Raw genomic sequence first — 13,147 nt, forward strand, 5'->3', positions numbered from 1 at the left:
CTCGGCTACTCCGGGAACGTGGTGGCAGGACGGTCGATCGGTCGACGTGACGGGCTCGCGTGACCACCGGATCGGCCGGCAGGGAAGTCGGTGGTCCACACCGGTTGCAGCATGTGCCAGTCGGCCGGATGCGCTGCGATCCCGGTGGCGAACCGGTCGGCCAGGGTCTGGGTCGTGTCCCGCAGGCCTCCGGCGGTGTCGATCGGCGCGCCGACGTCGAAGCCCCAGCCGTCGGGGGTGAACCAGCAGTTCACCGGCAGCAGGGGCGCACCGGTGTCGATTGCCAGCCGTGCCGGACCTGCCGGCATCCGGGTCGGTTCACCGAAGAAGCTGACCGGGACGCCGGTGCCGGTCAGGTCGCGTTCGGCGAGCAACCCGACGATCCGCCCCTCCCGCAGGCCCGCGGCCAGCCGTTCGAACGGCGGCATCGCACCGCCGGTCAGCGGAATGATCTCGAATCCCAAGCTTTCACGGAACCGGACGAAGCGCCGGAACAACGACTCCGGCCGGAGTCGCTCGGCGATGACGATGGGCGAGCCCACCCGCTGCGCCACCCAGACCCCCGCCAGGTCCCAGTTGCCGCTGTGCGTCAACGCCAGGACGGCCCCGGTGCCGCGCTCGACCGACTCGTGAATGTGCTCCAGCCCGGTCGCCGACGCCTCGACGCTCTCGGCGACTCGCACCGGATCCATCGACGGCAGCCGGAACGCCTCGCACCAGTAGCGGGCATAGGAGCGCACGTTCGCACGGATCAGGCCGTCGGGCACCTGGGATGGTGCCGTGGCGATGACCCGCGCCAGGTTGCGTCGCAACTGGTCCGGTCCGCCCCCGCGGGCGGCGAGGTCTGCGCCGATCTCGAACATGCGGCCGGCCCACCGCTGCGGCAGGGCGCGTACCAGCCGCCACCCGGCCGCGTACCCGAGGTCCCGGGTTCGATCCATCCGGTTCATCGGTCACCGCCGATCGGGGCTCGACGGCGGCAGACACCTGCCCATCCCTTCAGTGTCCTCCCAATGGGGGTGGTCCACATCCAGGAGAGGTGACCGCGGCACGCACACCCCGAGGCCCCGCAATCCTGTCGAGCACACTGCGAGGCGACGGTCCGTGATCGTCTAGGCGAACTTGCGTCGGTAGATCGCCGTCGCGGCCAGGTACGAGACGACGAGGATGCCAGCGCACCAGGCGAGCGCAACCCAGATGTCGGAGCCCGCGGGGTTGCCCGCGAGGAGGTCGCGGATCGCGTTCACGATCGAGGTCACAGGTTGGTTGTCGGCGAACGCCCGTACCGGTCCGGGCATCGACTCGGTGGGAACGAACGCGGAGCTGACGAACGGCAGGAAGATGAGCGGGTAGGCGAACGCTCCCGCGCCGTCCACCGAGCTCGCCGAGAGGCCCGCGATCACGGCGAGCCATGTCAGCGCCAGCGTGAAGAGGATCAGAATGCCTGCGACCGCGAGCCATTCGAGGGCGTTCGCTCCCGAACGGAAACCCATGAGCAGGGCGACGCCGACGACGATCACGAGCGCACTCACGTTGGCGACCAGCGAGGTCAGCACGTGTGACCACAGCACCGACGGTCGGGCGATCGGCATCGACTGGAACCGCTCGACGATGCCGCCCTGCAGATCGTTGAACAGCCGCACCGAGGTGTACGCGACACCCGACGCGATCGTGATGAGCAGGATGCCGGGCAGCAGGTAGGTGGCGTAGTCGCCGGTGCTCGTGCCGCTGCCCGCGCCGGTGTCGATGGCCCCGGCGAACACGAACACGAACAACAGCATGATCGCGACCGGCGTGACGGCCGTCGTGATGATCGTGTCCGGACTGCGGGTGATGTGGCGCAGGGAGCGCCCGGTGAGTGCCGTGGTGTCGGCGAGAACGTGGGTGGTCATGACCGGTCCTTTCCGGCGCCGACGAGGCTGAGGAAGACCTCTTCGAGGGTCGGTTGCTTCTCGACGTACTCGACCTTCGCGGGCGGGAGCAGTTGCTTGAGTTCGGCGAGGGTGCCGTCGACGATGATCCGTCCCTGGTGGAGGATCGCGATCCGGTCGGCGAGTTGTTCGGCCTCCTCCAGGTACTGCGTCGTGAGGAGGACCGTCGTGCCGCCGTCGGCGAGGTCCCGCACGGCCTGCCACACCTCGTTGCGCGCCTGGGGATCGAGTCCCGTCGTCGGTTCGTCGAGGAAGATCACCGGCGGGTTCCCGATGAGGCTCATCGCGATGTCGAGACGCCTGCGCATGCCGCCCGAGTAGGTCGAGACCTTCCGGTCCCCGGCGTCGCTCAGCGAGAAGCGCGCGAGCAGCTCGTCGGCGATCGCCCCCGGATTCGTCAGGTGCCGGAGCCTGGCGATCAGCGCGAGATTCTCTCTGCCGCTGAGGATCTCGTCGACCGCGGCGAATTGTCCGGTGAGGCTGATGGATTCGCGCACGTCTGCCGCCTGCGCGGCAACGTCGAAGCCGTCGACCGCGGCCGTGCCTGCGTCCGCCCGCAGCAACGTGGCAAGGATCTTCACGAGGGTGGTCTTGCCGGCCCCGTTCGAGCCGAGCAGTGCGAAGATGCTGCCCCGTTCGACCTCGAAGTCGACGCCGCGCAGCACGTGGAGCTGCTCGAACGACTTCTCGATGCCCTGCACCCGGATGGCTGCCCTTGTGGTCATTTCCCCTCCCTCTTCACGACGTCGTTGATCGTCTGGGTGAGGCGAGCGCGCTCCTTGTCGATCCACTGCTTGCCGGTGTAGGCCTGCGCGAACGTCTCGGCGAACTCGACCGGGTCGTCGCCGACGATTGCCCGCACCGGGGTGCCGTCGGCCGCGGCGCGCTCCCAGAGGTCGACGGAGTCGCCGAACATGGTCACGAGGGTGTCGCCGTCGGTGACGCCCCCGTAGTAGGTGAGGTACCGCTGGATCGCCTTCGCGGCGGTCGCATACGGCTCGGGGAGGGCCTCGATGCGGGCCTTGTCCCGCTTGAACTGCTTCTTCTGCTCGAGCGAGCCGGTGAGGGTCTCGATCCACTTGGCGCCCATGGTCACTTCTCTCCTTCGTGGAGCTGCTCGATCCGTTCCGCCAGGAAGCTCCAGTTCCTCCAGAACTCGTTCAGTTGGTCTCGTCCCCGCGCGTTGAGGGTGTACACCTTGCGCGGCGGCCCCTTCTCGGATGGAACCTTCTCCACGTCGACGAGGTCGCGCTGCTCGACTCTGACGAGCAGGGCATAGATGGTGCCCTCCGCGATGTCCGCGAAGCCCTGCTCGCGCAGCCTTGCCGTGATCTCGTAGCCGTAGGCGGGTCGCACCGCCAGGATCGCGAGCACGATGCCCTCGAGGACTCCCTTGAGCATCTCGGTCGCCTGCTTGCCCATCGCACCTTCTCCCAGTACTCGGTGTTGCTGACTACCGGTACAAAGTAACACTGAGTACCGGTAGGTGGCAACACTTAGTAGTGGACGGTTCTCGTGCGGTCCCACGGCGCTGTGCGCGGTGGATCGGTTGGTGCCCATGGGTTTCGGCGCCGGCACCGCGGCGTTGGTGCGGGTGTGATGCTCATGGTGAGGCGCTACGTGGTGGCCCGAACGCCTGTTCCCCACGCGTGACACGCCGAGGAGGGTTGGCCGGGCGCCCTCGGGGGTATCTGTGGTTACGGTCGCAAGTAACCGAACAGGGAGGCCGTTGATGATCGTTCGTCGTATCGCCCGTCCGCTGCTCTCCACGGTCTTCATCGCCGGTGGGATCGATGCGTTCCGGAACCCGGCGGCCAAGGTGCCCGCCGCCACCGCCGTCGAGCAGGCCGCGGACAGGCTGCCCGCATCGATCTCGGAGAAGGTTCCCTCCGATCCGGAAACGCTGGTCAAGATCAACGCCGCGGTTCAGGTGGGCGCCGGTGCACTGCTGGCCGTGGGCAAGGCGCCACGGCTGGCGGCGCTGGCACTCGCCGGCAGCCTCGCCCCGACCACCGTCGTGGGCCACGCGTTCTGGAACGTCGAGGATCCTGCCCAGCGCGCTGCGCAACGAATGCAGTTCTTCAAGAACCTGTCACTGCTTGGTGGGCTGTTGATCGCCGCCGTCGACACCGAGGGCAAGCCGTCGCTCGGCTGGCGGGGCCGGCGGGCCGCCCGGCACGCGCAGGACCGGGTCGCGGAAGTGTTCGCCACCGAGTCGGGGCACCCCGCGCTCGCCCTCGTGTCCGATCGGGCCCAGGTGGCGGCCGAACACGCCGGCGTACTCGGCGGCGAGGCCCTCGAAGTCGCGCGGGAGCGCGGCGCGGACGCCCTCGAAGTCGCGCGGGAGCGCGGCGCGGACGCCCTCGAGACCGCCCGTGAACGCGGCGGCGAGTGGGCTGAGCTGGCCCGTGAGCACGGCACCGAACTCGCCGAGAAGGTGCGTACCCGGGGGGTCGAGCTCGCCGAGCTGGCCCGTGAGCGTGGCGAGGAACTGGCCGAGATCGCCCGCGAACGCGGCGAGGAGCTGGCCGAGATCGCCCGCGAGCGGGGCGGCGAATGGACCGCGGCAGCCGGGGGGCAGGTCGAGGTGCTCGGGCGCCGTGCGCGCCGGAAAGCGGAGCGAGCTCTCGATATCGCCAGGGAACGCGCCGCCGACCTGCAGCGCTGACCCGAGGTCCCGGCTCGCCGGCGCACTGCCGGGGCGCTCGGCCAGGGGCCGTCAGCGGTGCCGGGGGAGCAGGTCTCGGACGTGCCCGGTCTCGTTGACCGAGGCGGGTCGGGCCTTTCCGTTGCGGGAGAACAGGATCCGGGAGACCGACGTGTAGTCGATCGGGAACGTGAGCGGCCGGTCCAGGCCGAGCAGGTGCTGCAGGTAGATGTTGATGACACCGCCGTGTGCCACGACGGCGACGGTGTCCTCGTGGTCGGCGGCCGCCACGACGCGGCCCATCGCGGACAGCACCCGGTCGCGGAACTCGGCCTCGTCGACGAACTCCGGAAGGTGGCCGGCGAGGATCCGGGCATACGCCTCGGGTGCCGCCGTCTTCGCCTCGTGGATCGGGATGTAGTGCGAGAGCCTGCTGTCGTACTCGGCGAGATCCTCGTCGACGTCGATCGTCAGGCCCCGCACCTCGGCGAGCGGCGCCGCGGTCTGCCGCGCTCGCAGCTGCGGGCTGCTGACGATCCGGGCCACCGGGTACGGCGCGAGTGCCCCGGGCAGTCGCGCGGCCTGCGCCTGCCCCTCCGGGGTCAGCGCCGGATCGGCGGGGGCGTCGTCGGTGAAGACGCGTTCGGGCAGTGCGTGGCGGATCAGGAGCAGTTGCACCCCGTCACGGTCTCACGAGCCCGATTCCGTCGTCGCGGGCGGTGGTGCGGTTTCACGTGGAACCCGGTCGTGCCCGGGAACCCTGCTGTGCCCGAATGCCGTACACAGTGCGAGGTAGACGATCCAGCTCGTCACCGCGACCAGTTGCAGCCGCTGCGCGTAGCCGAGCAGCCACACCTCGTCCCCGCGGCCGTCCATGTCGATCGCGAACACGGTCCACACGTTGCCGACCACGTAGGTGATCACGATCGCGATGCCCACCCACCGCAGCCAGTGCGGCCAGCCGTACCGGTACGCGGCGATGATGAACGCGAACACCGACACGCCGGCGGCGGTCGCGGCGCCGACGCTGGTCAGGGCGTGCGCGAGCCTGGCCTCGTCGAGCAGTCCCGCCTGCTCGCGTGCCGCGCAGGCGGCGCTGGCGTGGGCCGAGCACTCGAGCGGCATCCGGGAGTCCAGGGCCGTCGAGATCGCGAACACCGCCAGCCCCACCCAGCCGATCGTCGTCAGGATCCGGCGGGGACGCAGCGTCAGCGCGACCGCCGCGGTGACCGTGAGCAGGATGCCGGTGAGCAGGTCGCCGGTGCGGAAGATCAGCCCGTACGGCTGGTCCAGCGCGGCCAGTTCGCTGACGTACGCGCGGGACGGGTCCAGGCCCGTCGGCAGCACCAGCTCGAGCAGCCAGGACGAGTACAGCACCGCGCCGAGCAGGATCGCCACGATCACCACGATGCGGGTCCGGTGCTGGCGGTCGCTCTCGCCGCCGGCGACGGCGTCTCGGTCGTCGCTCACCGGTGTGGTCGTGTCCCGTCCTGGCATGGGTCCATCCTCCCCGACACCGCTCCGGTCACCGCTGTGGCCGCGCCACTCACCGGTCACTGCCGCGGCTTCGCCAGGGGGAACGCGAGGGTCTCGCGGATGCTGCCGCCGGTGATGAGCATGACCACCCGGTCCACGCCCATGCCGAGGCCGCCCGTCGGCGGCATGGCGTGCTCGAGCGCCTGCAGGAAGTCCTCGTCGAGTTCCATCGCCTCCTCGTCACCGCCCGCAGCGAGCAGTGACTGCTCGGTGAGCCGGGCCCGCTGGTCGACCGGGTCGGTCAGTTCGCTGTACGCGGTGCCCAGTTCGATGCCCCATGCGACCAGGTCCCACTTCGCCGCGACCCCGGGGATCGTGGGGTGCGGCCGGGTCAGCGGCGACATCGACGTCGGGAAGTTCGTGTAGAAGGTGGGGAACTCGGTGTGGTCCTCGACGAGGTGCTCGTACATCTCCTGCGCCACCGCACCGGCGTCCCAGCCCGGCTGGTACGGGATCTCGTGCTCGTCGCACAGCCGCTGCAACTCGGCGAGCGGCGTCTCCGGGGTGACGGGGACGCCCAGCTTCTCGGCGACCGCGCCGTGCATGGTCTTGACCGGCCACTCGCCGGAGATGTCGACCTCGACCGGCTCGCCGTCCGGGCCGGGCCGCAGGATGATCTCGCGGCCGTGCGCGGCGACCGCCGCAGCCTGGATCAGCTCGCGGCACAGCACCATCATCTGCTCGTAGTCGCTGTGCGCCTCGTATGCCTCGAGGATCGTGAACTCCGGGTTGTGCTTGAAGTCGACGCCCTCGTTTCGGAACACCCGCCCGATCTCGAACACCCGCTCCATCCCGGCCACGCAGAGCCGTTTGAGGTACAGCTCCGGCGCGATCCGCAGGTACAGGTCCAGGTGGTAGGCGTTGATGTGGGTCAGGAACGGGGCCGCGTTGGCGCCGCCGTGCACCTGCTGCAGGATCGGCGTCTCCACCTCCAGGTACTGCCGCGCGGTGAGCGTGTCCCGCAGCGACTTGACCACCGCGCTGCGCGCCACCAGCAGGTCCCGGGCGTCGGGGTTGATCGCCAGGTCCACGTACCGCTGTCGCACCCGGGTCTCCGGGTCGGACAGGCCCTTCCACTTGTCGGGCAGCGGGTGCAGGCACTTGCCGTTCATCCGCCAGTCCGCGGCCAGCAGCGACAGCTCGCCCTTGCGGCTGCGCCCGATCGTGCCGCTCACCTCGATCAGGTCGCCGAGGTCGAAGTCGGCGGTGAACTCGTCGAGGCGATCGCCGACCGTGTTCCGGTCGAACAGCACCTGCAGGTCCCCGGACCAGTCCCGGACCACCGCGAACGCGACGCCGCCGTAGGCGCGGATCCGCAGCAGCCGGCCGGCGATCCGCACCCGGGTGCCCTCCGGGGACGCCGCCGCGGCCGCGACCGTGTGCGTCGGCGGGTAGGCGACGGGGTATGCGTCGACACCTTCAGCGGTCAGCCGGTCCAGCTTGTCCATCCGCACCCGCACCTGCTCGGGCCGGCGCGGGCCCGACTCGGGTGCGGCGGCCGCGGGGACAAGCGCGGCGATCGCGGCGACGCCGTCGGGTGCGCTGCCGTCCGCGTGCAGCGTCCCGGTGCCGGTCATCGCGGCAGGCACCGCCTCGTGCACCCCCGTGTGCTTGCTCGCGTCCCGTCGGCGCAGGCTCGGCAGGGTCAGGAAGCCCTCGGCGATCGCCGAGGCGACACCCACCTTGGGCAGCACGCGACGGTCCGCGAAGCACAGGTACCGCGGCGCCCAGTCGGGCTGGTACTTCACATTCGAGCGGTACAACGCCTCGAGCTGCCACCACTTGGACGCGAACACCAGCAGCGACCGCCACATCCGCAGGACCGGTCCGGCACCGATCCGGGCGCCCTCCTCGAACACCGACCGGAAGACGGCGAAGTTCAGCGAGATCCGGTTGATCCCGAACCGGTCGCCGCCGGTGGCCAGCTCCGTGACCATCAGCTCGACGACACCGTTGGGAGCCTTGGGGTTCCGCCGCATCAGGTCCAGTGACACCCCGCTCGCGCCCCACGGCACCAGCGACAGGATGCCGAGCACCTCGCCGTCCGGGTCCGTCTCGGTCGCGGGCCCGACCGCCTCGACGAGCAGGCAGTCGCCGTCCGCCGGGTCCCCGAGGCGGCCGAGCGCCATCGAGAATCCGCGTTCGGTCTCGGTGTCACGCCACGCGTCCGCGAGGGCTGTCACCCGCCTCATGTCCTCGGCCGGGATGTCGCGGTGCCGGCGGATCCGCACCGTCACACCCTGTTTGCGGACCCGGTTCACGGCCTGGCGCACCTGCCGCATCTCGCGGCCCGCGAGGTCGAAGTCTCGGGTGTGCACGATCGCCTCGTCGCCGAGCTGAAGCACCGTCAACCCGGCCCGGTCGTACGCGGTGGCGCCGGCCTCGCTCGCGCCCATCACGGCCGGAGTCCAGCCGTAGGTCGAGGCGAGGTCGAGCCACGCGTCGATGGCGTGCGGCCACGCCTCCTCGTCGCCGATCGGGTCACCGCTGGCCAGGCAGACCCCGACCTCGACGCGGTAGGTGACGGCGGCCTTGCCCGAGGGCGCGAACACCACCGCCTTGTCACGGCGGGTGGCGAAGTAGCCGAGCGAGTCGTCCCCGCCGCCACGGGCGAGCAGGCCGCGCAGCGCGGACTCGTCGTGGCCGGTGAGGGCGTTGCTCGAACGCTGCGATCGGAACAGGACGACCACCGCGGCGAGCAGGGCGAGGGCGCCGAACAGGCCGAGCAGGGTGTTCACGAAACCGTGTGGGCGCCCGTCGAACTGCTCGTTGTCGATGGCCGCGAGGGCGGTCACCCGGTTGAACGCCCACAGCAGGCGCTGGCCCTGCGGGAGGGTGCCGGGGAACAGTTCCACCAGGCCCCACCCGAGCAGGGTGCCGATCACGAGCCCGGCGACCAGGACCCCGAGCGCCTTCCACCCCGCGCCGCGCCGCACCCGCGTGTAGAACTGCGGCCGCGCCGCGACCAGGATGCCGATCACCGCCAGGTGCACCACCAGTGCGACAAGGTTGTTCACGTTGCGGTCGACCGCGAACTCGACGATGTTCGCGACCGCGAGCAGCACCAGGTAGATCGTGAGCAGCCACCACGCGATCCGTTTACGGCTTGCCAGGGCCGCTGCGAGCAGGCCGAGCACCAGCGCCCAGGCGAAGCTCGTGTCGGGGGCGTCGAAGTAGTAGTCGTCGATGTACGCCCGCACCGGATGGATGAAGTACCGGAGCACCGGCGACAGGCTCCACAGGAACACGAGGACGGCGTAGACGCCGAGGACCAGGCCGGCGATGTGGGGAACCTGCGCCAGGCGGCCGTCGGCCGGGCGCGGCAGCGCCCGCGACGGCACCGGCTTCGGCTTCGGCTTCGGCTGAGCTGACGGTTCACTCGTGGTGATCGGCGGCATGAACCCAGTGTGAACGGTCCCGCGGCCGGGTGCGGGATGATGAGGTCATGTCCGCTCCCGAAGACGTCCCCATCCGCGACGAGGTCATCCGCCTCGGTCAGTTCCTCAAGCTCGCCAACCTGATCGACTCCGGCGCGGAGGCCAAGGAGGTCATCGCCGACGGCCTGGTCACGGTCAACGGGGAGGTCGAGGTGCGGCGCGGTCGGCAGCTACGAGCCGGCGACGTCGTCGAGATCGGTGGCATGCGCGCCCGCGTCTCGCACTGACCGCAGCTCGTCCGGCCGAGGGGCACCCTCGCGCGGGTGGGTGGAACGCCGGTGCGCGTGAGCCGGGGATGGCCCGCTATCGTCCGGTCACCTTCGGGGTTTCGTAATTGGCTGGTGGTCAATGGTTTTCGGTGCAACAGCTGTCGAGGGAATTGTCTCGCGGTTCATCGGCCGGTCATCCGGCGTCCACGTGACACCGGGTTTGCCTGCCTACCGTCCGGTCGTCCGTTGTTCATCGATGGAGGTACCCGGAAGTGACCCTTTCACCACTGAACCGCCGCGCGTTCCTCGAACGCACCGCCCTCGCCGGCCTCGGGGTCGCGCTCGCGGGCAGCGTCGACACCCTGTTCCGCCCGGCACTCGCGGCCGCGGCCCCGGGCAGGGCGATCGGCTACGGTCCGCTCGTCCCCGACCCCAACCGAATCCTCGCGCTGCCCGTGGGGTTCTCGTACACCGTCGTGTCCCGGTCGGGTGAGACCTTCCTCGACGGCGGCGCCGCGTTCCCGAGCGACCCCGACGCGAACGGGGTGTTCGCAAGCGGAAACGGCACCGCGATCGTCACCAACCACGAGATCGGCAAGGACGAGCCCTACGGCGTACCGGCCGTGGACGGCCTCACCTACGACCCGGGTGCGCGCGGCGGCACCACCACAACCGTCCTCGGCCGCGACGGCGCACGTCAGGCCCAGTACGTCAGCGTCGCAGGCACGGTCAACAACTGCGCAGGCGGCATCACTCCGTGGGGGACCTGGCTCACCTGTGAGGAAACCGAGGCGAAGGCCGGGTCCGGCGGTTTCACCCTCGACCACGGCTACGTTTTCGAGGTCGACCCGGCAGCGCAGGCGGCGAACGTCGGCAAGAGCCCGATTCCGCTGAAGTTCCTCGGCCGGTACGCGCACGAGGCGGTCGCCGTCGACCCGGCGACGAGCGCCATCTACCTCACCGAGGACGCGTCCGACCCGAACGGCCTGTACTACCGGTGGACGCCGCCGCAGGGCTTCGTCGGCGGCCCCGGTGCGCTGCACGCGCTCGCCCAGTCACAGGGCGGGGACACCGCCGGTGCGCTGCAGGCGATGAAGTGCTTCGCCGGCGGAGTCCACGTGCCGGACCTGTCGCAGGCCACCGAACCCGGCGTCCGCTACACCGTGGAGTGGGTCGACGTTCCCGACCGGGACGCGAAGTCCAAGTCGGTGCGCAAGCAGTTCACGAACGATCAGGTCACCCGCAGCCGCAAGCTCGAGGGGCAGTGGTGGGGCGACGGCGGCGTCTACTTCGTCGCCAGCTACGCCCGCACCAGCGACGGCAGCGTCGCCGAGCACGACGGCCAGGTGTGGTTCCATGACCCGGCCGCTCAGACGATCGAGCTGAAGACCCTGTTCGGGGTGAACCCGGACCCGTCCGTCGACACCGGCAACTACGACGGTCCGGACAACATCACGGTGTCGCCGTACGGCGGCGTGATCCTCGCGGAGGACGGCGAGGGCATCAGTCACCTCATCGGGGTGGCGCAGGAGGGCGATCCGTTCCCGATCGCGCGAAACGAACTGAACGACAGCGAGTTCTGCGGCCCGGCGTTCAGCGCCGACGGGAAGACGCTGTACGCGAACATCCAGACACCCGGCATCACGGTCGCGATCCGCGGCCCGTGGCGGCGCCCGACGGGCCTGTCCTTCGGCTCGTAGCCGGCCGCTCGCCTGGTCGCGAGTGTGCACCTGCCGACCGTGCCTTTCCGGGCCGTGCGGCGGCAGGTGCACACCCGTCGGCGATCGGGGTGGGCACTGTCGTACGCCGTCTCACGGTGCCACACTGGATGGACCGGTCGCGTCTTCTCGAAAGGCGGTACGGCCATGATGCGGGCACATCGGAACGCACTGCGGATGCTGGGCGTGGTGGCGGTGATCCTGCTGCTGCACTTGGTTTTCGGTGGTGGTGCGGTCGCTGCGCCGCCGGGGGTGCGAACACAGGGTGGCGCGGTGTCCGCGGTCGCGAACGTCACCACGCACCAGTTCACGGTCAGCATCGGGGATCAGGTCGTGCGGACGATGCCGGCGTCGATGGGCAAGCCGGGCCACGAGACCCCGCTGGGCACCTTCGAGGTGCTCGAGAAGTACCGGAACCTGGTGATGGACTCGTCCACGTACGGGGTGCCGATCGACTCGCCGGAGGGGTACCGGATCGACACCGAGTACGCGGTCCGGCTCACCTGGAGCGGAATCTTCGTGCACTCCGCACCCTGGTCGGTCGACTCCCAGGGCCACGAGAACGTCAGCCACGGCTGCATCAACCTGAGCCCCGAGAACGCCCGGTGGTTCTACGAGAACGTGCAGGTCGGGGACAGGGTCGTGATCGTCGACTGACCGGTCGACGCCGAGCGTGCGGTTGTCGGCGCCCCTCTCGGGCGTTGCGGCGACAACCGCACGCTCGACGACCGTGGTCAGTCCTCCGCGCGGACGACGACGCCGTCGTGGTCGCTGTAGACCATCTCGCCGGGGTTGAAGGTGACGCCGCCGAAGGTGACGGGCACGTTCTTCTCGCCCGATCCGGTCTGGGTGCTCTTGCGCGGGTTGGTGCCGAGCGCCTTGATGCCGATCTCGAGGGTGCGCAGGATCGCCGAGTCACGGACGGCACCGTTGACGATCACGCCGGCCCATCCGTTGGCGACGCCCTTGCCGCCGATGATGTCGCCGACCAGCGCGGTGTGCACGCTCGCGTCGCCGTCGACGACGAGGACGCCGCCGTTGCCGGGCTCGCCGAGGGTCTGCTTGACGAGCAGGTTGTCCTGGAAGCACTTGATGGTGGTGATCCGCCCGGAGAACACTGCATGCCCGCCGAACTGGATGAACTGGGTGTCGCAGCTGCGGATGTCGGGGCCGATCTCGTCGGCCAGATCTGCGGTGGCTACCTGCTCCGTCATGTGGGTGTCCCTTCGTCGACGAACATCCACAGCCTAGTTACCGGTCGGTACCGCGGCCGTGCCGGGACTCGTAGTCCTCGCGGGTGGCGTCCGCGCGCCGCTGCGCACGTGCGTTGAGCAGCTGGGGGTCCAGGCCGTGGGCGAGCAGCCGGTGCCTGCGGTAGATGTTCATCAGCGCGATCGCGAAGTACAGCACCGGCAGCAGGAGCAGCGCCATCATCGCCAGCGGAATCCACCGTTCGCCCGGGATGAGCAGGTAGAAGGCGACGAACAGCGGGATCAGCGGGACCGTGAACCGGATGACGTACCGCACCGAGGAGCCCGGCCCGACCAGATCGTTCCGAACCCAGTCCTGCATCGAGTCCGGCAGCGTGCGGCCGAACAGGTAGCCGAGGTACTGGGTGACGCTGGGTTTGCGCTGGTCGGGCATCAGTCCAGGGTAAGACTCCGGAGTG

Annotated in this window: 13 protein-coding genes and 1 pseudogene; 4 read left to right on the forward strand and 10 right to left on the reverse strand. The window is 70.0% G+C overall.

What is annotated here, in order from left to right; translation table 11 throughout:
* Positions 1–5 precede the first annotated feature (5 nt).
* The 5 genes from ACWDUM_RS10270 to ACWDUM_RS10290 all read right to left on the reverse strand — a co-directional run bounded on the left by ACWDUM_RS10270 (position 6) and on the right by ACWDUM_RS10290 (position 3,353).
* Positions 6–950: a phosphatidylinositol mannoside acyltransferase gene (locus tag ACWDUM_RS10270; RefSeq protein ID WP_450133878.1), complete on the reverse strand. Its 945-nt coding sequence runs from the start codon at positions 948–950 to the stop codon at positions 6–8.
* A gap of 162 nt (positions 951–1,112) precedes the next feature.
* Complete coding sequence (locus ACWDUM_RS10275; RefSeq protein ID WP_450133879.1) at positions 1,113–1,892, reverse strand: ABC transporter permease; 780 nt, start codon at positions 1,890–1,892, stop codon at positions 1,113–1,115.
* On the reverse strand, positions 1,889–2,656 hold the full coding sequence (locus ACWDUM_RS10280; protein WP_450133880.1) for an ABC transporter ATP-binding protein: 768 nt from the start codon (positions 2,654–2,656) through the stop codon (positions 1,889–1,891). The genes ACWDUM_RS10275 and ACWDUM_RS10280 overlap by 4 nt, the downstream gene beginning before the upstream one ends.
* Positions 2,653–3,021, reverse strand: coding sequence for a DUF1048 domain-containing protein (locus tag ACWDUM_RS10285; RefSeq protein ID WP_450133881.1), 369 nt, complete (start codon positions 3,019–3,021; stop codon positions 2,653–2,655). The genes ACWDUM_RS10280 and ACWDUM_RS10285 overlap by 4 nt, the downstream gene beginning before the upstream one ends.
* Positions 3,022–3,023: 2 nt before the next feature.
* A complete protein-coding gene (locus ACWDUM_RS10290; RefSeq protein WP_450112471.1) occupies positions 3,024–3,353 on the reverse strand; it encodes a PadR family transcriptional regulator in 330 nt (109 codons plus the stop codon).
* A 310-nt stretch (positions 3,354–3,663) separates the two neighbouring features.
* Between ACWDUM_RS10290 and ACWDUM_RS10295 the strand changes: the two genes are divergently transcribed.
* Positions 3,664–4,599: a DoxX family membrane protein gene (locus ACWDUM_RS10295; protein ID WP_450112472.1), complete on the forward strand. Its 936-nt coding sequence runs from the start codon at positions 3,664–3,666 to the stop codon at positions 4,597–4,599.
* Positions 4,600–4,650: 51 nt separating this feature from the next.
* Here the strand turns inward: ACWDUM_RS10295 and ACWDUM_RS10300 are convergent, their stop codons facing one another.
* The 3 genes from ACWDUM_RS10300 to lysX are packed head-to-tail and all read right to left on the reverse strand — an operon-like array spanning position 4,651 to position 9,512.
* Positions 4,651–5,256, reverse strand: coding sequence for a histidine phosphatase family protein (locus tag ACWDUM_RS10300; RefSeq protein WP_450133882.1), 606 nt, complete (start codon positions 5,254–5,256; stop codon positions 4,651–4,653).
* Positions 5,257–5,268: 12 nt separating this feature from the next.
* Positions 5,269–6,075 (reverse strand): DUF998 domain-containing protein, encoded by an 807-nt coding sequence (locus tag ACWDUM_RS10305; RefSeq protein WP_450133883.1) that lies wholly within the window; start codon positions 6,073–6,075, stop codon positions 5,269–5,271.
* Between the two features lie 56 nt (positions 6,076–6,131).
* Complete coding sequence (gene lysX, locus ACWDUM_RS10310; protein WP_450133884.1) at positions 6,132–9,512, reverse strand: bifunctional lysylphosphatidylglycerol synthetase/lysine--tRNA ligase LysX; 3,381 nt, start codon at positions 9,510–9,512, stop codon at positions 6,132–6,134.
* A 47-nt stretch (positions 9,513–9,559) separates the two neighbouring features.
* Between lysX and ACWDUM_RS10315 the strand changes: the two genes are divergently transcribed.
* From ACWDUM_RS10315 to ACWDUM_RS10325, 3 genes and pseudogenes are all read left to right on the forward strand, one after another.
* Positions 9,560–9,778, forward strand: coding sequence for an RNA-binding S4 domain-containing protein (locus ACWDUM_RS10315; RefSeq protein ID WP_450112476.1), 219 nt, complete (start codon positions 9,560–9,562; stop codon positions 9,776–9,778).
* Between the two features lie 254 nt (positions 9,779–10,032).
* Positions 10,033–11,460 carry an alkaline phosphatase PhoX gene (locus ACWDUM_RS10320; RefSeq protein WP_450133885.1) on the forward strand — a complete coding sequence of 476 codons (1,428 nt, stop codon included), beginning with the start codon at positions 10,033–10,035 and terminating at the stop codon, positions 11,458–11,460.
* A gap of 267 nt (positions 11,461–11,727) precedes the next feature.
* A pseudogene (locus ACWDUM_RS10325) lies at positions 11,728–12,135 on the forward strand (L,D-transpeptidase); the annotation flags it as partial.
* 77 nt (positions 12,136–12,212) lie between these two features.
* On the opposite strand, the gene rraA reads toward ACWDUM_RS10325, so the two are convergent.
* Together rraA and ACWDUM_RS10335 are read right to left on the reverse strand one after the other, a co-directional pair.
* Positions 12,213–12,692: a ribonuclease E activity regulator RraA gene (rraA, locus tag ACWDUM_RS10330; protein WP_450112478.1), complete on the reverse strand. Its 480-nt coding sequence runs from the start codon at positions 12,690–12,692 to the stop codon at positions 12,213–12,215.
* 37 nt (positions 12,693–12,729) lie between these two features.
* Positions 12,730–13,122, reverse strand: a complete 393-nt coding sequence (locus tag ACWDUM_RS10335; protein ID WP_450112479.1) for a DUF5313 family protein — start codon at positions 13,120–13,122, stop codon at positions 12,730–12,732.
* Between the last annotated feature and the right edge of the window lie 25 nt (positions 13,123–13,147).

The organism is Rhodococcus sp. NPDC003322 (assembly GCF_053589555.1).

What these genes read in the sequence shown, in the direction of transcription:
- ACWDUM_RS10270 (WP_450133878.1), bottom strand. Translation starts at nt 950, where the DNA reads ATGAACCGGATGGATCGAACCCGGGACCTCGGGTACGCGGCCGGGTGG.
- ACWDUM_RS10275 (WP_450133879.1), bottom strand. Translation starts at nt 1,892, where the DNA reads ATGACCACCCACGTTCTCGCCGACACCACGGCACTCACCGGGCGCTCC.
- ACWDUM_RS10280 (WP_450133880.1), bottom strand. Translation starts at nt 2,656, where the DNA reads ATGACCACAAGGGCAGCCATCCGGGTGCAGGGCATCGAGAAGTCGTTC.
- ACWDUM_RS10285 (WP_450133881.1), bottom strand. Translation starts at nt 3,021, where the DNA reads ATGGGCGCCAAGTGGATCGAGACCCTCACCGGCTCGCTCGAGCAGAAG.
- ACWDUM_RS10290 (WP_450112471.1), bottom strand. Translation starts at nt 3,353, where the DNA reads ATGGGCAAGCAGGCGACCGAGATGCTCAAGGGAGTCCTCGAGGGCATC.
- ACWDUM_RS10295 (WP_450112472.1), top strand. Translation starts at nt 3,664, where the DNA reads ATGATCGTTCGTCGTATCGCCCGTCCGCTGCTCTCCACGGTCTTCATC.
- ACWDUM_RS10305 (WP_450133883.1), bottom strand. Translation starts at nt 6,075, where the DNA reads ATGCCAGGACGGGACACGACCACACCGGTGAGCGACGACCGAGACGCC.
- lysX (WP_450133884.1), bottom strand. Translation starts at nt 9,512, where the DNA reads ATGCCGCCGATCACCACGAGTGAACCGTCAGCTCAGCCGAAGCCGAAG.
- ACWDUM_RS10315 (WP_450112476.1), top strand. Translation starts at nt 9,560, where the DNA reads ATGTCCGCTCCCGAAGACGTCCCCATCCGCGACGAGGTCATCCGCCTC.
- rraA (WP_450112478.1), bottom strand. Translation starts at nt 12,692, where the DNA reads ATGACGGAGCAGGTAGCCACCGCAGATCTGGCCGACGAGATCGGCCCC.
- ACWDUM_RS10335 (WP_450112479.1), bottom strand. Translation starts at nt 13,122, where the DNA reads ATGCCCGACCAGCGCAAACCCAGCGTCACCCAGTACCTCGGCTACCTG.